The organism is Pseudomonas sp. DCB_AW (genome assembly GCF_026240895.1).
Lineage (GTDB): Bacteria > Pseudomonadota > Gammaproteobacteria > Pseudomonadales > Pseudomonadaceae > Aquipseudomonas > Aquipseudomonas kermanshahensis.
Map to the genome: position 1 here is coordinate 1 of NZ_JAPFCE010000021.1, position 22,914 is coordinate 22,914.

Sequence of the window (22,914 nt, forward strand, 5' to 3'; positions counted from 1 at the left end):
CTGCCTGCATAGCGCACACAGTTGTTCAGCGACTTCTGCCGGGCAATGCTCAGGGTATTGCCCCAGGCCAGGCCACCTTCGCCCGTAGTCGGTACGGCCTTGGCGAAGCAGTTGGAGCCAACGGTGGGTATTCCAGTCAGGCGCAAAGTCGGGGCTGACCACGCGCTGATCCTTCGGCAAACCCGCAATCAATGCCCGGTCTTCATCATCCAGCTGCACGTCCAGCGCCGCCAAATTCGCCAACTGGTTCTCGCGGCTGCTGGCCTTGGGGATCACCGCGACGCCGTCCTGGTCGAGCAACCACTTCAGTGCCACCTGGCTCGGCAGGACGCCATGCTTACGGGCAATCGCCTGGATCACCTCTTGTTGCGCCGCCTGCCCGCGTGCCAGCGGGGTGTAGGCCGTGAGCAGCAAGTCGTGGCGGCGCGCATAGTCGAGCAACGGCTGCTGGTCGAGCAGCACGTGGTACTCCACCTGAATGGCCGACAACGGCGCGCCCAGCGTCTCGACCACTTGGCGCAGCAGGCCAAGCGGGAAGTTGGCGACACCAATGCTGCGCGCCTTGCCTTCGTCACGCAGGGCTACCAGGGTCTCGATGCTGCGGGCCAAGTCCCAGTCCTTGCCCGGCCAGTGGATGTGGAACAGGTCGACCTGCTCGGTGCCCAGCACGCGCAGGCTGTCTTCCAGCGACTGACGCATGGCCTTGGGGTCCAGGCGGTCCCACCAGACCTTGGTGGTCAGGTGGATCTGCTCGCGTGGCACGTCGCTCTCGCGCAGGGCCTGGCCCACGGCCGCTTCATTGTTGTAGGCGGTGGCGGTGTCGATGTGTCGGTAACCCAGGTCCAGAGCCTGGCGCACAGCCTGGGTGCACTCGCTGCCGGTCATCGGCCAGGTGCCCAGGCCGATGCAGGGCAGGTCCAGGCCGTTAGGGGTGGTGAGCCTTCGCATGACAGTTCCTTGTAGTGGTTACAGAGTCCGTAGGGGATGGTCTTCGATCAGCCCGGCGCGGACCATGCGCGGCGGGGCGAAAGTGGTCGATCAGCGAACGGAAATTGCGTTTGGCCTGGACAAGCGCCAATTGAACTTCCTTATCCTCGTCTATCTCTTCTAGAATTCGAGCTGTTTCATCCGCCAGGCCAGCCCTGTGCGGCTTTTCCTGGGCGCAGCATCCGGCCGCGCCGCCGTCGAGAACGCCATGAGTTCCAGCACACCGCTGTCCGGAGTCAACCAACCGCTGCGTGGTATCGCCCTGGTGGTGGTGGCGACGTTCCTGTTCGCCAGCCACGATGCCCTGTCCAAGTTCCTCGGCGGCCTGTACCCGATCATCATGGTGGTGTGGGCGCGTTATGTGGTGCACACCCTGCTGATGGCCGGGATCTTCCTGCCCAAGTCTGGCCTCAATGTACTGCGCACCCGTCGCCCGCTGTTGCAGACCCTGCGTGCCCTGAGCCTGCTCAGCACCAGCCTGCTGTTCACCACCGGCCTGCAATACCTGCCGCTGGCGGAGGCCACGGCGGTCAACTTCCTCGCGCCCGTGCTGGTCACGGCCTTGTCGGCACCCCTGCTCAAGGAGCGGGTGACGGTGGGGCAGTGGGTGGCGGTGGTGATGGGCTTTATCGGGGTACTGGTGGTGGTGCACCCCGGTGGTGCGATGTTCACGCCGGCGATCCTGTACCCCTTCGGCTCGGCGCTGGGCTTCTGCTTCTATCAGTTGCTGACGCGGATTTTGGCTGCCCATGACAGCCCCACCACCAGCAACTTCTATGCAGGGCTGTGCAACACCCTGGCGATGAGTGCGCTGGTGCCGTTTTTCTGGGAGGTGCCGCGCTGGGACCACGCGCTGTTGATGCTGGCGCTGGGTGGTTTCGGCATGACGGCCCACCTGCTGCTGACCCAGGCGTTTCGCCATGCCGCACCGGCGCTGCTGGCGCCGTTCAGCTACTGCCAGATCGTGTTTGCCGGGCTGCTTGGGCTGCTGTTCTACAGCCAGGTGCCAGACAGCCTGGGCCTGGTGGGGATCTCGATCATCTGCATCAGTGGCCTGGGCGCGGCGTGGATGCAGCGGAGCAAGTGACACGGCCTGGGTTCATGGCGATGCCATGAACTGCAGGATCCGCTCACGCAACCAGCGCTCGGCCGGGTCGTTGTCCTGGGCGCCACTCCAGACCATCGACAATTCTGCCTCGGTGATTTCGAAGGGCGCTGGGTCGGCGCGCAAGCTGCCGTCATCGGCCAGGGCGCAGGCGGCGTAGTCCGGTACTGTGGCGATCAGTTCGGTGTTGCGCAGCAGTGCGCGCAGGCTGCCGAACTGCGGCACGGCCAGCACCACCTTGCGGCAACGGCCGATACGCGCCAGGTCCAGGTCGATGTTGCCGCTCATGTCGCCAGAAAACGACACCATCACATGCGGGCGGGCGCAGTACTCGTCGAGGGTCAGTGGCCCCGGTCGATCGTCGGCGCGCAGCACGCGCACGCCAATGTCGCGCAACTTGCGGCGCTTGGCGTTGGCCGGCAGGTCGGTGGTGTAGCTCACGCCCACCGAAATCTCGCCGCTGGAGAGCAGGCCTGGCATCAACAGGAAGTTGGCCCGCCGCACCACCACGCTGATTTCGGGTGCCTCTTCGCGCAAGGCTTGAAGCAGGGCAGGGAGCAGGCCGAACTCGGCGTCGTCCGAAAGCCCAAGGCGGAATACGTTGCAGCTGTTGGCGGGGTCGAACGCCCGCGCACGGCTGATGGCGGAAGAAATCACATCCATGGCCGGCCCCAGCTCGGTGAAAATCTGCATCGCCCGTGGCGTGGGCTCCATGGCCCGACCGTTGCGGATCAGCAGCGGGTCGTCGAACAGCTCGCGCAGGCGGGCGAGGGCGGCGCTGACGGTGGACTGGGTGATGAACAGTTTTTCGCCGACGCGGGTCAGGTTGCGTTCGATCATCAGGGCTTCGAACAGCACCAGCAGGTTCATGTCGACGCGGCGCAGGTCGTTGCGGTTCATGGGGGTTGGCTCACGGGGTCTGAGGGGATTGGCGGTGTATTGAAGCACGGCGCAGGCCCGATTGCCTTGTATGGATGTGCGGGCCTCTTCGCGGGGCAAGCCCGCTCCCACAGGTTTGGTACGGGGCTCGAATCTCCTGTGGGAGCGGGCTTGCCCCGCAAAGAGGCCGGCACGGCAAAACGCTGACAGAGCCAGCCTATTACCCCGTAATACTCGCTCTATTAGAAGTCTGCCCAAGCTCGGCTAGTCTTTCCCCTGGCCCTGTGAATTCCGCGGCCGGGGCGCGCCTGAGCACCTGTGTTCAAGACCGTAGCGCCCCGCCGTGACAGCTTCGCAAGCCCCGTGTCGGCAAGACACCGACCAGACCTGATGAGGGGTAGGCACGAGCCCAAGCGCTCGGCTGATAGAACACCTGGCATAGACCGGAAATCTGGATAACCGACCCAAAGGTACCCACAGATGTCGAACGAATCGAAATGCCCGTTCCATCAAACCGCAGGTGGCGGCACCACCAACCGTGATTGGTGGCCTGACCAGCTCAACCTGAGAATCCTTCACCAACATACCGCCAAATCCGATCCGATGGACCCGGATTTCGACTACGCCAACGCCTTCAAGAGCCTCGATTTCCAGGCCCTGAAGCAAGACCTGACGGCCCTGATGACCGACTCCCAGGACTGGTGGCCCGCCGACTTCGGCCACTACGGCCCGCTGTTCATCCGTATGGCCTGGCACAGCGCCGGGACCTACCGCATTGGCGATGGCCGCGGTGGCGCCGGTTCCGGTCAGCAGCGGTTCGCCCCGCTCAACAGCTGGCCGGATAACGTCAGCCTGGACAAGGCCCGGCGCCTGCTGTGGCCGATCAAGCAGAAGTACGGCAACAAGATTTCCTGGGCCGACCTGATCGTCCTCACCGGCAACGTCGCGCTGGAGTCCATGGGCTTCAAGACCTTTGGTTTCTCTGGCGGGCGTGCCGATGTGTGGGAGCCGGATGAAGACGTGTACTGGGGCTCGGAAAAGGTCTGGCTGGGCGGCGATACCCGCTACGGCAAGGAGCAGGTCAAGGCACAGGAACCCGGCCAGGGTGACCTGGTGGCCGAACCCGCCAAGCACGGTGAAGAACAGAGCCGCAACCTGCAGGCCGAGCGCAACCTGGAAAACCCGCTGGCCGCCGTGCAGATGGGCCTGATCTACGTCAACCCGGAGGGCCCGGAAGGCAACCCTGACCCGGTCGCTTCAGGCAAAGACATCCGCGAAACCTTCGGCCGCATGGCCATGAACGATGAGGAGACCGTGGCGCTGATCGCCGGGGGCCATGCGTTCGGCAAGACCCATGGCGCAGGCCCCGCCGACAATGTGGGGGCCGAGCCCGAGGCTGCGGGCCTGGAGATGCAGGGCCTGGGTTGGGCCAACAAATTCGGCTCCGGTAAAGGCCCCGACACCATCACCAGCGGCTTGGAAGTGACCTGGACCTCGACGCCGACGCGCTGGAGCCACGACTACCTCAGAAACCTGTTCAACTTCGAGTGGGAGCTGACCAAGAGCCCGGCCGGTGCACACCAGTGGCGGCCGAAGGAAGGCAAAGGCGCAGGCACCGTGCCGGATGCCCATGACCCCAGCAAAACCCATGCGCCGTCCATGCTCACCTCCGACCTGGCGCTGCGCTTCGATCCGATCTACGAGCCGATCGCCCGCCGCTTCAGGGACAATCCCGAGCAATTAGAGGACGCGTTCGCACGTGCCTGGTACAAGCTGATCCACCGCGATATGGGCCCGCTGGCGCGCTATCTCGGGCCAGAAATGCCCAACGAGGAATTGCTGTGGCAAGACCCGCTGCCTAAAGCCGACCCGGTATCGTTGGGCGAGCAGGATGTCGCAGCGCTCAAGGCCAAGATTCTGGCTTCAGGCTTGAGCGTGGGCGAGTTGGTATCGACTGCTTGGGCCTCAGCCTCGACCTTCCGTGGGTCCGACAAGCGCGGTGGAGCCAATGGCGCACGCTTGCGCCTGGCACCGCAGAAAGACTGGGCTGCGAACCAGGGCGTAGGCAAGGTCTTGGCAGCGCTGGAGAAGATCCAGGGCGAGTTCAACAACGGTGGCAAGAAGGTCTCCCTGGCCGACCTGATCGTGCTGGCAGGTACCGCCGCCGTCGAGAAGGCTGCCAAGGATGCGGGTTACAGTGGCAGCGTCGGCTTCCGCCCCGGCCGCGTCGATGCGTCCCAAGAGCAGACCGATGTTGAGTCGTTCGCTGTGCTGGAACCGCTGGCCGATGGCTTCCGCAACTTCACCAAGGACCGTTACAGCGTCAAGGCCGAGAAGCTGCTGCTGGACAAGGCCCAACTGCTGACCCTGACGGCGCCCGAGCTGACCGCGCTGATCGGCGGCCTGCGTGTGCTGGGCGCCAACCATGGCGGCAGCAAGGACGGGGTGTTCACCGACAAGCCGGGTACGTTGAGCAACGACTTCTTCCGCAACCTGCTGGACATGGGCGTGGAATGGACGCCGACGTCAGCCGACAACGAGCGCTTTGAAGGCCGGGACCGCAAGACCGGGCAGGTTAAATGGACGGGCAGCCGTGTTGACCTGGTGTTCGGTTCGCATGCCCAGTTGCGGGCGTTGAGCGAGGTGTATGGCAGCAGCGATGGCAAGGACAGGTTTGTGAAGGCCTTCGTTGCGGCTTGGGTAAAAGTCATGGAGCTGGACCGCTTTGATCTGAAATAAAGCGTGCCTGAAACCCCACAACCTGTGTAGGAGCAGCCTTGTGCTGCGAAGAGGCCGGTACAGAGAGCCGCAATTCGGGCTGCCTGTGCCGGCCTCTTCGCAGCACAAGGCTGCTCCTACACGTCGGTGGCCATCCCGCCAATTCCAGGTCGGATAGATACAAAAGCGTCCTCGTTCGTTCTGTTGCAATGCTTCTCAGGCGGCCGGCCTGAAACAGCGTGCTCACAACGACAAGGAACCCGACCATGCACATGCCAAAAACCCTGAAGATCCGCAACGGCGACAAGGTCAAAGCGACCTTCTCCGCTCAGGAATACGCAGCCCGCCACGCCCGCCTGCGGGCCTACATGGCCGAGCAGGACATCGAAGCGGCGATCTTTACCTCGTACCACAACGTCAATTACTACAGTGATTTCCTCTACTGCTCGTTTGGCCGCCCCTATGCACTGGTGGTGACCCAGGACAAGGTCGTCTCGATCAGCGCCAACATCGATGGCGGCCAGCCTTGGCGGCGCACGGTCGGCACCGACAACATCGTCTACACCGACTGGCAACGCGACAACTTCTTCGTCGCCATTCAACAAGCGCTGCCGCTGGCCTCGCGCATCGGCGTGGAATACGACCACCTCAACCTGCAAAACCACGCTAAGCTCGCCGCCTGCTACCCCAAGGCCGAGTTGCTGGACATCGGCGCCCCGTGCATGCGCATGCGCATGATTAAGTCCGCAGAAGAGCAGGCGTTGATCCGGCACGGCGCGCGGGTGGCCGATATCGGCGGCGCGGCAGTGGTCGAGGCCCTGCGTGAGCATGTGCCCGAGTACGAAGTGGCGCTGCATGCCACCCAGGCGATGGTTCGCGAGATCGCCAAGTCTTTCCCCGACGGCGAGCTGATGGACACCTGGACCTGGTTCCAGTCCGGGCTCAACACCGACGGCGCGCACAACCCGGTCACCAGCCGCACGGTGGGCAAGGGTGAGATCCTCAGCCTCAATTGCTTCCCGATGATCGCTGGCTATTACACCGCCCTTGAGCGCACCTTGTTCCTCGACCATTGCCCGGATGATCACCTGCGCCTGTGGCAGGCCAACGTCGAGGTGCATGAGGCTGGGCTGAAACTGGTGCGCCCGGGCATGCGCTGCAGTGACATTGCCCGTGAGCTGAACGAGATCTTCCTGCGTCACGACCTGCTGCAGTACCGCACGTTTGGCTATGGCCATTCGTTTGGGACGTTGAGCCACTATTACGGTCGCGAGGCGGGGCTTGAGCTGCGCGAAGACATCGACACCGTGCTGGAGCCGGGCATGGTGGTGTCGATCGAACCGATGATCATGCTGCCCGAAGGGCGGCCGGGTGCTGGCGGCTACCGCGAGCACGATATCCTCATCGTCAACGACAGCGGCGCCGAAAACATCACCAAGTTCCCGTACGGGCCGGAGCACAACATCATCCGCAAATGATGCTGGGTGCCGGCCCCTGTAGGAGCGGGTTTACCCGCGAAGAGGCCGGCACCAACAACAATAAAATCACTGTATGACCACCAGACCCTGCCTCCAATTAGAAGAACCAGAGGGTACCCGTCATGTCCAGCACCACCCTGAACGCCTCAACCCTCGGCGGCGCCGTGTACAGCGCCGAACGCCAGGCACTGCGCAAGGCCGCGCGCGCCAGTTTCATGGGCAACTTCGTCGAATGGTTCGACTACGCCGCCTACGGCTACCTCGCCACCATCATTGCCGCCACGTTTTTCCCGCAAACCGACAAAACTACCGGCCTGCTGGCGACCTTCGCGGTGTTCGCCCTGTCGTTTCTCGTTCGCCCGCTGGGCGGCGTGGTCTGGGGCCACTTTGGTGATCGCCATGGGCGACGCAACGCGCTGTCGTTGTCGATCCTGATCATGTCGATCTCGACCTTCTGCATCGGCCTGCTGCCTGGCTATGCGCAGATCGGCCTATGGGCACCGTGCCTGTTACTGGTGATACGCCTGGTGCAGGGCTTTTCGGCGTCGGGCGAATACGCGGGGGCATCGGCCTTCCTGGCCGAATACGCGCCCCAGGGCCGGCGTGGCCTGTACACCAGTATCGTGCCGGCCAGCACGGCAGCAGGGTTGCTGTTCGGTGCGGCGTTTGTGGCGGTGCTGCATGAGCTACTCAGCACCGAGGACCTGCACAGCTGGGGCTGGCGCCTGCCGTTCCTGCTGGCTGCACCGTTCGGGCTGGTGGGCCGTTACATCCGCATGAGCCTGCAGGACACCCCAAAGTTTCTGGAGATGGAGCAGCGTCTTGAGAACAAGGCCTGCATGACCCCGGCACCGATTCGCGAGTTGCTGACCCAGCATCGCCGCAGCCTAGGCATCGGTATCGGCGTCACGTGCCTTAACGCGGTGGCGTTCTACCTGCTGCTCAGCTACATGCCGACGTACCTGTCCACAGAGCTGGGCATGACCGAGCGAGATGCCTTCATTGCCTCGACGGTTTCATTGGCCACTTACATCGGCCTGATTTTCCTGATGGGGCGGCTGTCGGATCAGTTTGGCCGCAAGACCATGCTGGTGATCGCCTCGCTGCTGTTTTTGGGGCTCACCGTGCCCTTGTTCACGTTGCTCGATGGGCAACCGCTGCTGGTGATTCTGGCCATCCAGATTCTGTTTGGCGCGATGCTGGCGATGAACGATGGGACCTTGCCGTGCCTGTTGGCGGAGATCTTCCCGACGCGGGTGCGCTTCAGTGGTTTTGCCCTGAGCTTCAACGTGGCCAATGCCTTGTTTGGCGGGACGGCGCCGTTCATTGCCACTTGGCTGATACAGGCGACCGGCAGCAAGCTGGCGCCGGCGGGGTACCTGTTGGCCGCAGCACTGGTGGCGCTGGTGGCGATGCTGATGTGCCGGGAGACGGCGCATGCGGCCCTGAAGGATTGATTCAAGCTGTGCCGGCCTTTTCACGGGCAAGCCCGCTCCCACCGGTCCCCCACCGCGCTCAAGGTGAGTGGAAATTCTGTGGGAGCGGGCTTGCCCGCGAAGAGGCCAGCACTGTTTGATATCAGTGCAACGAAGCCTGCCGCCGCTCCCCCAGCGGCGACAGCCCAAAAAACCGGCTGTAACTCTTGGAAAAATGCGCCGGCGAGCTGAACCCACAGGCCAGCGCCACCTCACGCACCTGCACATCGCTGCGCAACAACAACTCCCGCGCCCGCGACAGCCGCAACTCCAGGTAATACTGGCTGGGCGTGCGCTGCAGGTATTTATGAAACAACCGCTCCAATTGGCGCACGGTCACTTCATTGAGGCTGGCCAGCTCCTCCAGCGCCAGTGGCTCCTCCAGGTTGGCTTCCATGATCGCCACCACCTGGCTCAACTTGGGCTGAGCGCTGCCGAGCAGGGTGCGCAGGGGCACCCGCTGGCGTTCGCGCTCGCCACGCACACGGTCGCACAGCAGCAGTTCGGCGGCCTTGGCGGCGATGTCCTGGCCACCTTCTTCGCGGGCCACCAGTTGCAGCATCATGTCCATGGCCGCCACACCGCCCGAGCAGGTGTAGCGGTCGCGGTCCAGTTCGAACAGCTGGCCAGAAATGACGATACCGGGGAACTGCTCCTGCAACGTCTGCATGTCTTCCCAGTGGATGGTGCAGCGGTAGCCCTTGAGCAACTCGGCCTTGGCCAGCAGGTAACTGCCTGTGCAGATGCCGCCCAACGGCAGGCGTTGACGGGCCAGCTGGCGTAGCCAGTCGATCAAGGGCCGGTTGCCACGGCTGCGATCGATCGGGTTGGCCCCGACCACCAACAGGGCGTCCAGCGCCGGGGCGTTGCCGATGCTGTAGTCAGGCAACACGCGCATGCCGTTGCTGGCCGCCACCGGTTCATCGCTGGCGGCGATCAGCACGGTGCGGTACATCGGCCGGCGGGCCGCCAGGTTGGCCATGCGCAGGGTCTCCACCGCCGACGCCAGGCCGATGGTGGTGAAGTTGGGCAAGATCAGAAAACCGAAGGTCTTGGCGGGCGAAGGCGTTACGATTGCAGAAACGGGGTGGACCATTGCGATCTTCCTGTGCAAGCTGAGGCGTGATTTGTCGGGGGCAGTGAGAAAAACAGGCCTCGCATGGTTCTTGTTGTTATAGGTCGTTACCCGGTCGATCTTACACCCCGGGCTGGTGGCCAGGAATGGACCTGAATGCAGACAGAAGGTGAACCTACGTGAACCCCGAATCCATGCTGGCGGCGCTGCCAGGTTTCGCCCTCGCGCCTGAGGCGATCCAGGTATTGCCCGATGCCGCGGCGTACCGTCGCTGCCTGCTCGAGCGCATCGCGACGGCGACCCGGCGTATCGTCATCGTCGCCCTGTACCTGCAGGAGGACGAGGCCGGGCAGGAAGTGCTCGATGCCTTGTACCAGGCCAAGGCCGCGCGGCCAGGCCTGGAAATCACCATTGTGGTTGACTGGTTCCGTGCCCGCCGTGGCCTGCTGGGGGGCGGGCGGCAGCCGGGTAATGCGGCCTGGTACCAGGCCCAGCGCCAATTGCGGGGGCTGGATGTAGTGATCCACGGCGTTCCGGTGCAAACCCGCGAGCTGTTTGGTGTGTTGCACTTGAAAGGCAGCATCATCGACGACTGTGTGATCTACACCGGTGCCAGCCTCAACAACGTGTACCTGCACCGTTTCGACCGCTATCGCCTGGATCGCTATCACCTGTTCCAGTCGCCTGCGCTGGCCGATGCCATGGTCGACCTGGTTAGACGTTTGCTGCACCACACCGCCACACCGCGGCTGGACTTGCCGGCACCGCCAGCGACCCGCAGCTTGCGCGGTGACATCCGGCGTTTGCGCGCGCGGCTGCGGCGCATGGTCTATGAGGTACCCGCCGGCGAAGCGGGGCAGGGCTTGCGGGTCATCCCGCTGCTTGGCGTTGGGCGGGGCAACCCGCTCAACAAAGCACTTTGCGCACTGCTGGCCGCTGCACGCACGCAGATCATCATCAGCACGCCTTATTTCAACCCGCCTCGGGTATTGATGCGCGAAATTGACCACGCGCTTGACCGTGGCGTGCGCGTGGAGCTGATCGTTGGCGATCGCACGGCCAATGACTTCTATATAGCCCCGGGTGAGCCGTTCAGTGCTAGCGGCGCGTTGCCCTACTTGTACGAGGACAACCTGCGCGCCTTTGCCCGCCGTCGCCAGACCGCGCTTGCCAATGGCCAGCTCGAAGTGCGGATTTGGAACGACCCCGGGCACACCTTCCATGCCAAGGGGCTGTGGATCGACCAGCGTTATTCGCTGCTGACCGGTAACAACCTCAATCCGCGTGGGTTCAACCTGGACCTTGAGAATGGCTTGCTTATAGATGACGCGCAGGGGCAGTGGATCGTGCCGCGTGAGGTGGAGCTGGAGGGCATTCGCCGGCATGCGCCGAAGATCAGCTCAGCCGAAGAACTGGGCGTCAAGGCCGAGCACCCCAAGGAAGTGCGCAAGTTCCTGCGGCGATTGCGTTACAGCCGCCTGGAACCGTTGATCAAACGAGTCCTGTGAGTATCTGCAGCGGCATCACATCCGCCACCGCAGCGCAGCTCGGGTGGCCGCTGCTGACTTGATCGCAGAGCCCTGGTAGGAAAGCTCCCGGACGACGGAACGTCACATGAAGAGTAAAAGGCAAGTCAACAAAGATCTGACTGCTAGCCTCGCCGACAGCTACAGTGATGGATATTTAAGTCATGCCAGCATCGCTAGATACGGTCAACTGCGAGCCGGCGATAGCGGCGAAGTTATCAGTGCAGGCTACATAAGTAAATTTGATGGCGTCTTTGTTTTGAATAATTATTCAGGGCACTACCAGCCACCGATAGAGCGGCTAGGTCCACCCAGGGATTACCTTGAGAGGTTAGGTATGAAAATAAGACTTGCGGAGTAGGCGCTGTACGAAAAAGCTGTCGCAAACAACGCATGGAACAAGCCAGTGAAGCCATGGTGGCATAGCTTTTCGCGAGCTTATCGAAGCGTGTCACGACCCGGCGGTTCTCTTTCAGCCAGCCAAACATGCGCTCGATGATGTTGTGCTGTCGGTACTTGGGCCGAATCCCGTGGTTTATCCAGCCCCGAAATCATTGATAAACCGTTGTTCCGGCCTATCTCGCTACGCAGCACCCGAGCAGAGCACCAAACTGTACAAAAATTCAGCTTCCGAGAGGCCTTAATTGGGTTTCTAGGGATCTCGTACAGAGCCTAAGTTACTAAAATCGCGGGTTGGTAGCGATAGGGTTATTCAACGACTTTGCCATGACGTGGTCCAATACGGCCCGGACTTGGGAACCAGCTTGTCGACGCAGATTCATGTTGAGAGACGGTGTTGAATTTATCATTTGTACAGCAGTGTCATAATCAAGGCGCCCTAAGTAAAAAGCGCCTAGCCAGGCCCCCATGGTGAGCCTGTATTCAATTACATGCTGTTCTCGCATTGCTGGAAGTGTCGCAGCAATTTGGTTGATGGTGTTGTCCGCTGCGATATATTGACCTAAAGAAATTTGTATTCTCGGACCGGTGGCGGAAGGCGGCGCCTGGAACTGCCCGCTGTTCGAAGAGGTCGTAGGTAGCACATCGCCAAGGTAGGACTGGATTGTCCCAGGTGATAGTGATCGGTTTCGGGTGGCGACCGAGACCTGAGGTGCAGTTGGAACGTTACCGGGAGCCCCCTCTGGCCTAATAACAAGCTGATCAACGCCGGTCTTCATGTGCCCGGTCGGGTCGCTGTTGTTGATAGGGTCACCTTCACAATATGCATAAGCATTTATACCTCCGGCTTCGAAGGGGCTTACGTTATCGGGCGACAAGAATCGCATAAGGATCGGACTGTAGGCGCGGTATCCATTGCCCAACCAATAGACTGCCATAAGCGAATCTTTTCTCTGACCATGGAAGCCACAGACGGTTTGAGAATACACAGATGTTGGAATAAAACCGTAGGCAGTGTAGTCACCGGGAAAATTAGGGTAAAGCTCATTTGCATTCATTTATGCAGCCATCGGAGGTGAGCGCTTCAGGCATTCTTAACGTTCAACGCTGAATGTGCTACTGGTAAAATTGCTAGGTTCATAGATGCGTAGTGAAAATGGGTACTGATACGCAACCTGGAGCACAGTCAACAACTGGAGGGTGCTGCGCTGTGAGGGCGCTTCGAATTGATATGATCGTTTGCGTGTTCCCCCTCTGAAAACCAATGGCAAACGAATACAATGAGGCGTTTCCCACGTTAACCAGATAGGCCAAACCGTCTATGGCGCTTGATCCACCCACGATGCTGACGATTACGATCGCCCTGGCAGCCGCTGCTGCTTTGTACCTGGCGATCGAATGGCGCAGCGTTCGCGAGGCTTCACTCCTGTTTTGGAGCGCGGGCTTCGCCACTATTACCGTTGGCTCCACTCTGGCCCTGTTGCGTGGCATTGGCTTGCTGTTGATCGGCATCTGGTTCGCCAACGGGTTGCTGGTGGTGGCGCATGCGTTTTTCCTGATGGGGGTGCTGCGCTTTACCCAGAACCGCCTGTCGCGCACCTGGCTGCTGATGGTGCCGGTGTGGTTCGCCTTACTGCTGCTGCCCGCGGGGCCGGAGTGGTCGAAGGTGATGCTGATGGTCAACTCGTTGCTGGTGGCGCTGTTGACCCTCAAGGCCAGCTTTTTGTTGAAGCCCCACGGCAGGTCGCTGAGCGTGGGCGCGGTGCAATTGCGCTATGTGTTGCTGATCCATGGGTTGTTCTATGTGGCGAAGGCGATCATTGCGATCACGCCGGGCACCTTGATTGACCTGGCGACCTTTGGCGGGCTGATCATTCAAATTTCCCTGGTCGAGGGGGCGATGGCGATCATGTTGATTGCGCTGTCGATGACGGGGACGGTGCGTTATCGCCGTGAAGAACGTATCGCCAGGCTGGCGGCGCGCGATCCGTTGACGGCACTGTACAACCGGCGGGCGCTGGAAGTGCGGGCGCCGCACTTTTTCAAAGAGGTCAGCCCGGCGCGGCCGGGGGCCTTGCTGTTGATCGATATCGACAACTTCAAGCTGGTCAACGATTTGCACGGGCACATTGCGGGGGATCGGCTGTTGATCGCCTTGAGCGAGATGATTCGTGCGGTGTTGCCGGAGCGCTCGCTGGCGGCGCGGCTTGGGGGGGATGAGTTTGTGATTCTGCTCAGTGAGGCGACGCGGGAGCGGGTGGTGGAGCTGGGTAGCCAGTTGCGTGAGCGGTTTCAGCTGTTTGCTGGGCAGACGGTGCCCACGCCGCAGGCGGTTACGTTGAGTATTGGGGCTAATGTGTTTGATCAGCCGCCGGTGAGTTTGGCGGCGTTGATTGAGCAGGGGGATGTGGCGTTGTATGAGTCGAAGCGCGGGGGGCGTGACAGTATTCGGCTGGTTGAGCGGGAGGGTTTGGTTTCTTGATCGTTGGTGTGGGTGTTGGTGTTGGTTTTGAGGGGGTGGTTGATCCAGCATTGGGGCGACGCTTAGTCACCTTTCCGCCCTTACGGCGGGTCACTTTTTGGCAAACGCCCCAAAAAGTAACCAAAAAGGGCTGCGCTCCATCATACGGCCCCTACGCTGCGCTTCGGGGTCCCCTCGCTACGGCCTTGCTCCCGGGAGGACCGCGCTGCAGGGCCCATCCTGGGCCCCAGCGCTTGACGGGCATCCTTGCCCGTCACCTCCCTCCGCAAGGCCTGCGCTCGGCCTCCTGAGTCGCTGAAGGTCAAAAGCCAGATCAAGATCAAGATCAAGATCAACAGCCAGATCAAGATCAACAGCCAGCTCGAGAGCTGGCGCTAGACATCGTTTTCAGGTCACTACCTGGTAGCACGGCACATAGGCGGCACCACCCGGCAATTTCATGCGGTGCTGGTCGACGAATGCTTGTAACAATCGCCCCAGTGGCTCCAATACTGCGCTGTCGCCGCGGATCTGGTAGGGGCCGTGTTCTTCGATCAGGCGGATGCCTTTGTCCTTGACGTTGCCAGCAACGATGCCGGAAAACGCTCGGCGCAGGTTGGCGGCCAGTTCATGGGGCGGTAGCTCGCGGCGCAGGGCGAGTTCGGCCATGTTTGCGTGGGTCGGGTCAAACGGGTGCTGGAAACCCTCGTCGATCTTCAGCAGCCAGTTGAAGTGGAAGGCGTCGTTGCGCTCGCGGCGGAACTGTTTGACCTCCTTGAGGCCTTCGACCATGTGGCGCGCGACTTCGGCCGGGTCATCGATGATGATCTGGTAGTGGCTTTGCGCGGCTTCACCGAGGGTGGCGCCGACGAAGGCGTGCAGTTGCAGCAGGAACTGCTCGGCACTGCGGGGGCCAGTGAGCACGACCGGGAAGGGCAGGCCTTGGTTGTCCGGGTGCATGAGGATGCCGAGCAGGTAGAGGAACTCTTCGGCAGTACCGGCGCCGCCCGGGAAGATGATGATGCCGTGGCCGACACGAACGAAGGCTTCCAAGCGCTTCTCGATGTCCGGCAAGATCACCAGCTCGTTGACGATCGGGTTGGGCGCTTCGGCGGCGATGATGCCCGGCTCGGTCAGGCCCAGGTAACGGCTGCCGTGCATACGCTGCTTGGCGTGGGCGATGGTGGCGCCTTTCATCGGGCCTTTCATTACGCCAGGGCCGCAGCCGGTGCAGACGTCCAGCTTGCGCAGGCCCAGTTCGTGGCCGACCTTTTTGGTGTATTGGTATTCCTCGCTGCTGATCGAGTGGCCGCCCCAGCACACCACCATCTTCGGCTCCACGCCTGGGCGTAGGGTGCGGGCGTTGCGCAGCAGGTGGAACACGTAATCGGTGATGCCCTGGGAGCTTTCCAGGTCGATGCGCTGGCTGGCCAGCTCGCTTTCGGTATAGACGATGTCGCGCAGGGCGCTGAACAGCATTTCACGGGTGCTGGCGATCATTTCGCCATCGACGAAGGCATCGGCGGGAGCATTCAGCAGCTCAAGGCGTACGCCCCGGTCTTGCTGGTGGATACGCACCTCGAAGTCCTTGTAGGCCTCGAGAATGGTTTTGGCATTGTCGACATGCGCGCCGGTGTTGAGGATGGCCAGCGCGCACTGGCGGAACAGGGTGTAGAGGCTACCGGTACCGACTTCGCTCAGTTGCTGGACTTCACGTTGCGACAGCGTCTCCAGGCTGCCTTTGGGGCTGACGGATGCATTTATGACATGGCGTTGGGGCATCTAAGTCTTTCCTGTGCAGGTAAAACATCCTTCTTAGACAACACCATAAGTCATGCGAAGAGCTTTTGCACACCCAGCGTAATTGCCAGCCCGCCCCCCACCAGCCAAAGGTTCAGTATCGCCCCGGTCAGCAGCGCCCGTGGCCCTGCCTGGCGGATCTGGCTGAAGCGTGTCTCCATCCCCAGCGCCGTCATGGCCATGGTCAGGGCAAAGGTGTCGAGGCTATTGATCGCCTGGGTCACACTGCCAGGCAGCACCTGCAGCGAGTTCACCAGCACCAGCGCCAGGAAGCCGAAAGCGAACCAAGGCATGGCGATGCGGCCGTTGCCTTGCGCCTGGCCCGGCTGGCGCGAGCGGCTGATCCACAGGCCTACCACCAGCAGCACCGGCACCAGCAGCATCACCCGGGTCATCTTGACGATGGTGGCGATGTGCGTCGCCTCGGGGCTGACGTTGCTGGCTGCACCTACCACCTGGGCCACTTCGTGGATTGTGCCGCCCAGGAACAGGCCCGCCCCCAGGGTATCCAGGTGCAGCCAGCCGGCATTGATCGCCAAGGGGTAAAGGAACATCGACAGGGTGCCGAACAGCACCACGCTGCCAACGGCCATGGCACTCTTGTGCGGGGCGCTGCGCAGCGCCGACTCGAACGCAAGTACTGCAGCGGCGCCGCAAATGGCACTGCCAGCAGCGGTGAGCAGCGCGGTGTCGCGGTCCAGCTTGAGCAGCTTCATGCCGCACCAGAGCCCGATCAGCAGGGTGCTGACCACCACCAGCAGCGAAACCGTCAGGCCAGACCAGCCGACTTCGGCGATTTCCTGCAGGCTGACCCGCAGGCCGAAAAAGGCCACGGCGATGCGCAGCAGCCCGCGGGCCGAGAAGTTGATGCCCGCCGCCCAGCTCGCCGGCACACCATCGCGCAGCGCGTTGCCGTACAGGGCACCGGCAACGATACCGACGATCAGCGGGCTGATGCCCAGGTTGGCGATGGCGGGCAAGGCTGCCAGTTGGGTGACAGCAAGCGCGAACAGCGCCACGAACAAAATGCCATTGAGCCGCCCTCGGGTAGAGAGGGTAGGCGCGTAGGCGGGGTGGGATGGAACCGTGGCCATGTGAGTCCTCCGGGAAAAGTATTTCGACAAGGCCTACGTTAATCTGGTTATAAGCTTATAAAAAATCGTAATTCAGGATGTGAAGTATCCGTTTAGCTGATATTTTGAATTCATGACCCCAGAACAGCTGATAACATTCGCCACCGTCGCCGAGCATGGCAACATCAGCCACGCGGCCCAGGCGTTGCACCTGTCGCAGCCCGCCGTGTCCGGGCAGCTCAAGTTGCTGCAGGAGGCTTTCGGTGAGCCCCTTTACCAACGCGCGGGGCGCGGCGTGCGCCTCACGGCTGCAGGTGAGCAGTTGTTGGCCCATGCCGAGCGGCTGCGCGATACCTTCCGCCAGGCCCAGGCCCTGCGCGAGGCCATGCGCGGCCTGGAGCGCGGCACCTTGCTCATCGGCGCCAGTACCACGCCGGCCAGCTACCTGCTGCCGTACCTCATCGCCGACTTCCACGCACGCTACCCAGACGTGTCGGTGAGCACCTCCAATGGCAACACGGCTGAAATTGTCGCCGCGCTGGGCAGTGTCGATATCGCCTTGATCGAAGGGCCTCCCGGGCAGGAGTTGCCGTTGGGCACCGGGGTCACGCCGTGGCGGGAGGACGAGATCGTCGCGATCGTGCCCAGTACTCATCCGTTGGCCGGTGACGAGGCGCAGACCTTGGAATCTTTGGGGGCCTACCCACTGGTGCTGCGCGAGAGTGGCTCCGGGGTGAGGCAGATTGTCGAGCGGGCGTTTGCCCGCAGTGGCGTGGCAATGCGCGTCGCGATGGAAATCGCCGGTGTGGAAGGGGTAAAGGAAGCGGTGCGGGCAGGTATGGGAATTGGCTTTGTGTCGGCCATGTCGATTCGCCATGAGGATGGCGTGTTGCGGCGGCTGCGCATTACGCCGCAGCCGTTGGTCAGGCGCTTTTCCATCTTGATGCCCCATGCCGCCACGCCGTCGCGGGCGGCGGCGCGGTTCATGGAGTTGTGTGTGGGCGAGCCGAAAGAGGGTTAGCAGAGCTGGTCTCTAGCGGTGGTATTAACCCACATTCAACACGTGCTGCGTAACAACCGGCTCCGAGTAGTAATGAGCGCGAGCTCTATAGTGTTTTGGTGTCAAGCAATCACTGCTGAAAGGCAGGCATGATGTCTGGTCAGAAATCTAGGAGCTAGACATGTGTATCCTGTACATGGCCGAGCCCAGCAGCGCAGCTGAATGGCGTCAGGTTTTTTCTCAACAGGCCCCAGAACTTGATTTTCGTCTGTGGCCAGATGCGGGTAATCCAGAAGAGGTTCAGTACATCATCGCCTGGGAGCCGATTCCGGATCTCATGCAGCGATTCCCAAACCTCAAGGCGCTGTACTCAGCCGGCGCCGGTGTCGATCAGTTCGACCTGTCCCAGCTGCCAGAGCATGTCTCGATGGTGCGCCTCATCGAAACGTCGATGGCCGATATCATGGCCGAGTACGTAGTGTTTAGCGTGCTCGCCCTGCATCGTGACATTTTTGATTACCAGATCAGTCAGCGGGAGAGATGCTGGACGCCCATGCCCATCATTCCAGCCAGCGAGCGCCGCGTTGGCATCATGGGCGCAGGTAATTTGGGGCTAGTCGCTCTCGACCGTTTGCGACCCTTCGGCTTTCAGTTGAGCGCATGGAATCGCTCCTACAAAGAGGTACCGGATGGGCGGTGTTATGTCGGACGAGAAGAGCTGTATGACTTCTTGGAGCAGTGCGACATTCTGGTCAACCTTCTGCCTTTAACTCCTGAAACTCAGGGGATTCTGAATGCTGCCACGTTGAATCGGTTACCGCAGGGTGCTGGGCTTGTGAATGTCGCTAGAGGTGCGCACGTAGCTGAAGAAGACCTTCTGCAGGCATTGAATGGAGGAAGGCTCGGAGGAGCGGTTCTGGATGTTTTCGATCAGGAGCCACTTTCGCCTGATCATCCGTTCTGGTGCCACCCTCGAGTTTTGGTGACGCCGCACATTGCGAGCAACGTGCAGGTCAAAGGTGCCGTGGCTGTGATTAAGGCGAATGTGGAGCGGGAGCAGCGTGGGTTGCCACTGCTCAACGTTGTTGATCGTTCAAAGGGCTATTGATGCGCTTGGGGGAGGGAGGCGTGTGAGGAGCCTCCCTCTCTTCATCTAGTGTCCGCCCAGATACGCCTCGCGCACCTCTTGGTTGCCGAGCAGTTCCTCGCCAGTCCCTGTCATCCTGATTTCGCCGGTCACCATGACATAAGCCCTGTCACTTAGGCGCAGGGCATGGTTGGCGTTTTGCTCCACCAGGAAGATGGTCATGCCTGACTTCGCGAGCTCTCTTAGAGTTGCAAAGATTTGCTTCACTACGATAGGTGCCAGTCCGAGTGAGGGCTCGTCCAGTAGCAGGAGTTTGGGTCGGCTCATGAGTGCTCTGGCAATGGCAAGCATTTGCTGCTCGCCACCCGACATTGTCATTGCTCGTTGATTGCGCCGCTCCCTGAGGCGAGGGAAAAGATTGAACATCTGCTCTCGATCCTCCTCGGCGTGACTCATGCCGACAGGAATGGTACCCATAAGAAGATTTTCTTCGACTGTCATGTCCGGAAAGACGCGCCGTCCCTCGGGCGACTGAGCGATACCGTTAGACGCCACGAAGTGGGTGCTCTTGCGCGTGATGTCCTGCCCTTGATAGAGGATCTGCCCGCTAGTGGCTCGTGGCTGTCCAAATATCGACATTAACAGCGTCGACTTGCCCGCTCCGTTAGCCCCGATCAGGCTTACAGTTTCTCCGGTGTTGATGTGGAGGTTCACCTTTCGCAGAGCCTGGATAGGGCCATAGTGAACGTCGACGTCTTTGAACGCGAGAATGGGTGTGCTCATGCTACTTCCTCTTCTTCTGCACCGAGGTAAGCAGCGATTACCTTCTGGTCATCTTTGATCGCGCTTGGTGCGCCTTGAGCGATGACCAGGCCATGATCCAGCACGATAACGTGATCAGAAATGCTCATGACCATACCCATGTCATGCTCAATCAACAGTACGGTCAGCTGATGATCATCCCGAAGCTTGCGGATGATAGCGCTCAGAGCAATTGTCTCGGCAGGATTGAGGCCGGCAGCGGGTTCGTCAAGGCATATCAGCTCCGGGCCGGTACACATCGCTCGGGCGATCTCCAAGCGTCGCTGCTGGCCATAAGAGAGCTCACCTGCCAGTCTGTTGCAGTGCTCGACCAGGTCGACTACTTCCAACCAGTAGAAGGCCGTATCGAGTAGCTTGCTCTCTGTTTTTCGATAAGCGGGGGTGTTCAGGATGCCAGTCAGCAGGTTGCGTTGAGCCAGCATGTGCTGAGCGACCAGCAGGTTTTCCAGGACAGTCATTTCCTTGAATAGACGGATGTTTTGAAAGGTACGCGCAAGTCCTGCGCGGTTAACCAGATGCGTTCCGCCGAACATCTTGTACCAGAGCCGTGACCCGAACTGTCCAGGCTTGATGAAGTCCTGAGCTTTGAAGGGTTCACCCAACACTTGGATGACGTCCGTCTGTTTACCTTGTGCATTGAGCAGGATCTTGCCGCCAGTGGCTGAGTAGAATCCCGTCAGGCAATTGAACACGGTGGTCTTGCCGGCGCCGTTGGGGCCTATCAACGCTGAGATCGAATGCCGCTTGATTGAGAAATTGACATCGTTGAGTGCTTTGATGCCCCCAAAGTGCATCATGAGGCTGTCCACGGTGAGGATATTGTCTTTCATGGAGCTACTCCTTTGCGCGGGGCGATGCCAATTCGATTAATGCGAATCAGCCCGCGCGGACGCCAGATCATCATTAGCACCATCAGGATGCCGAACATCAGCACACGGTAGTCGGCGAAGCTACGCAAAAGCTCCGGCGCAATCGTCAGGACAAATGCTGCAATTACCACTCCGACGGTTGATCCCATGCCTCCAAGTACCACGATGGCGAGAATCAGTGCCGACTCGAAGAAGGTGAACGAGGTCGGGTTCACAAAGCCTTGATAAGTTGCGAAAAATACGCCCGCTATCCCGGCAGTTGATGCGCCAATCATGAACGCGGAAAGCTTCACCAAAACATGGTTGAGGCCCATCGAACGGCAAGCAATTTCGTCCTCTCGCAGCGCTTCCCATGCGCGCCCGACTGGCATACGGGTCAAGCGATGCTTGATGTACAGCACTGCGAGAACGATCAACAACAGGACGGTGTAGATGAAGATAAACTTCATGTTCGAGTTGTAGGTGATTCCGAAAAACTCGTGATACGGAACGCCACCATCCTTGGCGCGGCGAGCGAATTCGAGACCGAAGAATGTGGGGGACGGTGCCGTCATCCCATTGGGGCCGTTGGTGAACGAAACCCAGTTGGTGAGAACAAGCCTGATGATTTCACCGAAGCCCAGGGTGACGATCGCCAAGTAGTCGCCATGCATCCTCAGCACCGGGAATCCGAGAAGCATCCCTGCAAAAGCAGCGAGCAGGGCGGCCAGCGGCAGCATGCTCCAGAAGCCCAGACCAAGATATTCGTATCCTAAGGTCAACCCGTAGGCACCAATCGCATAGAATCCGACAAAGCCGAGGTCGAGCAGTCCTGCCAGCCCCACGACGATGTTGAGGCCTAGCCCGAGCAAGACGTAGATCAGGCCCAGGATCACAACTGTCAGCAGATACTTGTTGGCGTAAAACGGCAGCACGAGCGCCATCAAAATCAGCACAGGGAGAACCCAGCGCATGATCGATGCGTGTCCCGGCGGCTTTACTCCAACGCCACCGCCTGCTCGGTCGAAGCGCTCCATGAGTTTATGGCCGCTGGCAGTCTGCAGAAACAAGCTCAGCACGAATCGGCCAGCCATCACTGTCCCAACGATCCAGCCAACACGGTCAAATCGCGGGGTGAAATCGTAACCCTGCAAAACCACACCGACGATGGGCCCAAACACGATCAGAGCGATCAGCCCGGCCATCACGGTATCGATCAAGACTTTCTTGAGATTGATACTTTTCATTTTATCGCTCATGACTTCATACCTTGGTTACTTGAGGTCGGCCAAGGAGGCCTTGGGGCCGGAAGATGAGGATCAGTACGAGAAGGGAGAAGCTGAAGACGTCTTTGTAGTCAGCGTTCACCATCCCAGAGAACTGAGCTTCGGACACGCCAAGGATCAGGCCGCCCAGCATTGCGCCCGGGAGTGACCCGATGCCGCCGAGGACAGCAGCTGTAAAGGCTTTGATCCCGATGATGAACCCTGCATAGAAATCGAAGGTTCCGTAGTTGAGTGTGATAAGCACGCCCGCCAACGCACCCATCGAGGCGCCTATGACGAACACATAGGAGATGATTCGGTCAGTGTTGATGCCAAGAATTTGCGACATCTTTCGGTCTTGCTGAGTCGCCCGACACATCCGGCCCAGGCGGGTACTTTTGATCATGAATGTCAGTGCAAGCATGCCGATGATGGCCGCAGCCAAGATGAACAGCTTGGTATGCGTGATCATGACGAAGCCATCACCCACCGAGATGCGAAGCGTGCCCTCCAGTAGTGTCGGGATACCCTGCTGTCGAGCGCCCTGGCTGATCTGTACGTAATTTTGTAAAACGAGTGATATGCCGATGGCCGAGATCAGAGGAGCCAAGCGCGTAGAGTTACGCAATGGTTTGTAGGCAACCCGCTCGATTGCCAGGCCGTAAACCCCGGTTACGACGATTGTGAAGATCAAGGTACCAAGAATGATAAGTGGGAACGAATCAACGCCCCAGAAACTCAGTACGGCTATCGAGATCGCGGCCAGGTAGGCGGAGATCATATAAACTTCGCCATGGGCGAAGTTGATCATGCCGATGATGCCATACACCATGGTGTAGCCGATCGCTATGAGGCCATACACCGAGCCCAGCGTTAGTCCATTGACTAGCTGTTGAATAAATGTATCCACGAGAAT

At 60.6% G+C, this 22,914-nt stretch carries 18 protein-coding genes and 2 pseudogenes; 9 read left to right on the top strand and 11 right to left on the bottom strand.

From position 1 onward, the window contains the following. Nucleotides 1–126: 126 nt before the first annotated feature. Nucleotides 127–948, bottom strand: a pseudogene (locus OO306_RS13885) (aldo/keto reductase); the annotation flags it as partial. Between the two features lie 247 nt (nt 949–1,195). On the opposite strand from OO306_RS13885, the gene OO306_RS13890 reads away from it, so the two are divergent. Continuing rightward, a complete protein-coding gene (locus OO306_RS13890; RefSeq protein ID WP_265969068.1) occupies nt 1,196–2,074 on the top strand; it encodes a DMT family transporter in 879 nt (292 codons plus the stop codon). Between the two features lie 12 nt (nt 2,075–2,086). Here the strand turns inward: OO306_RS13890 and OO306_RS13895 are convergent, their stop codons facing one another. Then, nucleotides 2,087–2,992 carry a LysR family transcriptional regulator gene (locus OO306_RS13895; RefSeq protein ID WP_027595347.1) on the bottom strand — a complete coding sequence of 302 codons (906 nt, stop codon included), beginning with the start codon at nt 2,990–2,992 and terminating at the stop codon, nt 2,087–2,089. 459 nt (nt 2,993–3,451) lie between these two features. Here OO306_RS13895 and katG point away from each other — a divergent pair, with 459 nt between their 5' ends. The 3 genes from katG to OO306_RS13910 all read left to right on the top strand — a co-directional run bounded on the left by katG (nt 3,452) and on the right by OO306_RS13910 (nt 8,624). Then, a complete protein-coding gene (gene katG / locus OO306_RS13900; protein ID WP_265969070.1) occupies nt 3,452–5,710 on the top strand; it encodes a catalase/peroxidase HPI in 2,259 nt (752 codons plus the stop codon). A 245-nt stretch (nt 5,711–5,955) separates the two neighbouring features. Continuing rightward, nucleotides 5,956–7,167, top strand: a complete 1,212-nt coding sequence (locus tag OO306_RS13905) for a M24 family metallopeptidase (protein ID WP_265969071.1) — start codon at nt 5,956–5,958, stop codon at nt 7,165–7,167. A 122-nt stretch (nt 7,168–7,289) separates the two neighbouring features. After that, a complete protein-coding gene (locus tag OO306_RS13910) occupies nt 7,290–8,624 on the top strand; it encodes an MFS transporter (RefSeq protein ID WP_265969072.1) in 1,335 nt (444 codons plus the stop codon). Between the two features lie 121 nt (nt 8,625–8,745). On the opposite strand, the gene OO306_RS13915 is transcribed toward OO306_RS13910, so the two are convergent. After that, on the bottom strand, nt 8,746–9,738 hold the full coding sequence (locus OO306_RS13915; RefSeq protein ID WP_085274324.1) for a GlxA family transcriptional regulator: 993 nt from the start codon (nt 9,736–9,738) through the stop codon (nt 8,746–8,748). Between the two features lie 158 nt (nt 9,739–9,896). Between OO306_RS13915 and pssA the strand changes: the two genes are divergently transcribed. Further along, the gene (gene pssA / locus OO306_RS13920; RefSeq protein WP_265969074.1) at nt 9,897–11,225 is read left to right on the top strand and encodes a CDP-diacylglycerol--serine O-phosphatidyltransferase; all 1,329 of its coding nucleotides are present in this window, start codon (nt 9,897–9,899) and stop codon (nt 11,223–11,225) included. Nucleotides 11,226–11,620: 395 nt separating this feature from the next. Here pssA and OO306_RS13925 read toward each other — a convergent pair. Then, a pseudogene (locus tag OO306_RS13925) lies at nt 11,621–11,789 on the bottom strand (transposase); the annotation flags it as partial. Nucleotides 11,790–11,923: 134 nt separating this feature from the next. Next, the gene (locus OO306_RS13930) at nt 11,924–12,700 is read right to left on the bottom strand and encodes an RHS repeat-associated core domain-containing protein (RefSeq protein WP_265969075.1); all 777 of its coding nucleotides are present in this window, start codon (nt 12,698–12,700) and stop codon (nt 11,924–11,926) included. 263 nt (nt 12,701–12,963) lie between these two features. Between OO306_RS13930 and OO306_RS13935 the strand changes: the two genes are divergently transcribed. Beyond that, nucleotides 12,964–14,124, top strand: a complete 1,161-nt coding sequence (locus tag OO306_RS13935) for a GGDEF domain-containing protein (protein WP_027595353.1) — start codon at nt 12,964–12,966, stop codon at nt 14,122–14,124. 246 nt (nt 14,125–14,370) lie between these two features. Then, the gene (locus tag OO306_RS13940; RefSeq protein WP_265969076.1) at nt 14,371–14,502 is read left to right on the top strand and encodes a hypothetical protein; all 132 of its coding nucleotides are present in this window, start codon (nt 14,371–14,373) and stop codon (nt 14,500–14,502) included. A gap of 9 nt (nt 14,503–14,511) precedes the next feature. Here OO306_RS13940 and ppnN read toward each other — a convergent pair whose 3' ends face one another. After that, nucleotides 14,512–15,885 carry a nucleotide 5'-monophosphate nucleosidase PpnN gene (ppnN, locus tag OO306_RS13945; RefSeq protein WP_085274328.1) on the bottom strand — a complete coding sequence of 458 codons (1,374 nt, stop codon included), beginning with the start codon at nt 15,883–15,885 and terminating at the stop codon, nt 14,512–14,514. 50 nt (nt 15,886–15,935) lie between these two features. Beyond that, entirely contained in the window at nt 15,936–16,997 is a 1,062-nt protein-coding gene (locus OO306_RS13950; protein ID WP_027595355.1) for a YeiH family protein, read from the bottom strand. A gap of 112 nt (nt 16,998–17,109) precedes the next feature. Between OO306_RS13950 and OO306_RS13955 the strand changes: the two genes are divergently transcribed. Both OO306_RS13955 and OO306_RS13960 read left to right on the top strand, forming a co-directional pair. Continuing rightward, a complete protein-coding gene (locus OO306_RS13955) occupies nt 17,110–17,997 on the top strand; it encodes a LysR family transcriptional regulator (protein ID WP_265969077.1) in 888 nt (295 codons plus the stop codon). A 160-nt stretch (nt 17,998–18,157) separates the two neighbouring features. Continuing rightward, nucleotides 18,158–19,084, top strand: coding sequence for a glyoxylate/hydroxypyruvate reductase A (locus OO306_RS13960; protein ID WP_265969079.1), 927 nt, complete (start codon nt 18,158–18,160; stop codon nt 19,082–19,084). A 45-nt stretch (nt 19,085–19,129) separates the two neighbouring features. On the opposite strand, the gene OO306_RS13965 is transcribed toward OO306_RS13960, so the two are convergent. The 4 genes from OO306_RS13965 to OO306_RS13980 are packed head-to-tail and all read right to left on the bottom strand — an operon-like array spanning nt 19,130 to nt 22,914. Further along, a complete protein-coding gene (locus OO306_RS13965; RefSeq protein WP_063427187.1) occupies nt 19,130–19,846 on the bottom strand; it encodes an ABC transporter ATP-binding protein in 717 nt (238 codons plus the stop codon). Next, nucleotides 19,843–20,715, bottom strand: a complete 873-nt coding sequence (locus OO306_RS13970) for an ABC transporter ATP-binding protein (protein WP_063427185.1) — start codon at nt 20,713–20,715, stop codon at nt 19,843–19,845. Before OO306_RS13970 ends, OO306_RS13965 begins: the two co-directional genes overlap by 4 nt. Continuing rightward, nucleotides 20,712–21,992 carry a high-affinity branched-chain amino acid ABC transporter permease LivM gene (livM, locus tag OO306_RS13975; protein ID WP_265969081.1) on the bottom strand — a complete coding sequence of 427 codons (1,281 nt, stop codon included), beginning with the start codon at nt 21,990–21,992 and terminating at the stop codon, nt 20,712–20,714. The genes OO306_RS13970 and livM overlap by 4 nt, the downstream gene beginning before the upstream one ends. Before the next feature lie 4 nt (nt 21,993–21,996). Beyond that, nucleotides 21,997–22,914 carry a branched-chain amino acid ABC transporter permease LivH gene (locus tag OO306_RS13980; protein WP_099430890.1) on the bottom strand — a complete coding sequence of 306 codons (918 nt, stop codon included), beginning with the start codon at nt 22,912–22,914 and terminating at the stop codon, nt 21,997–21,999.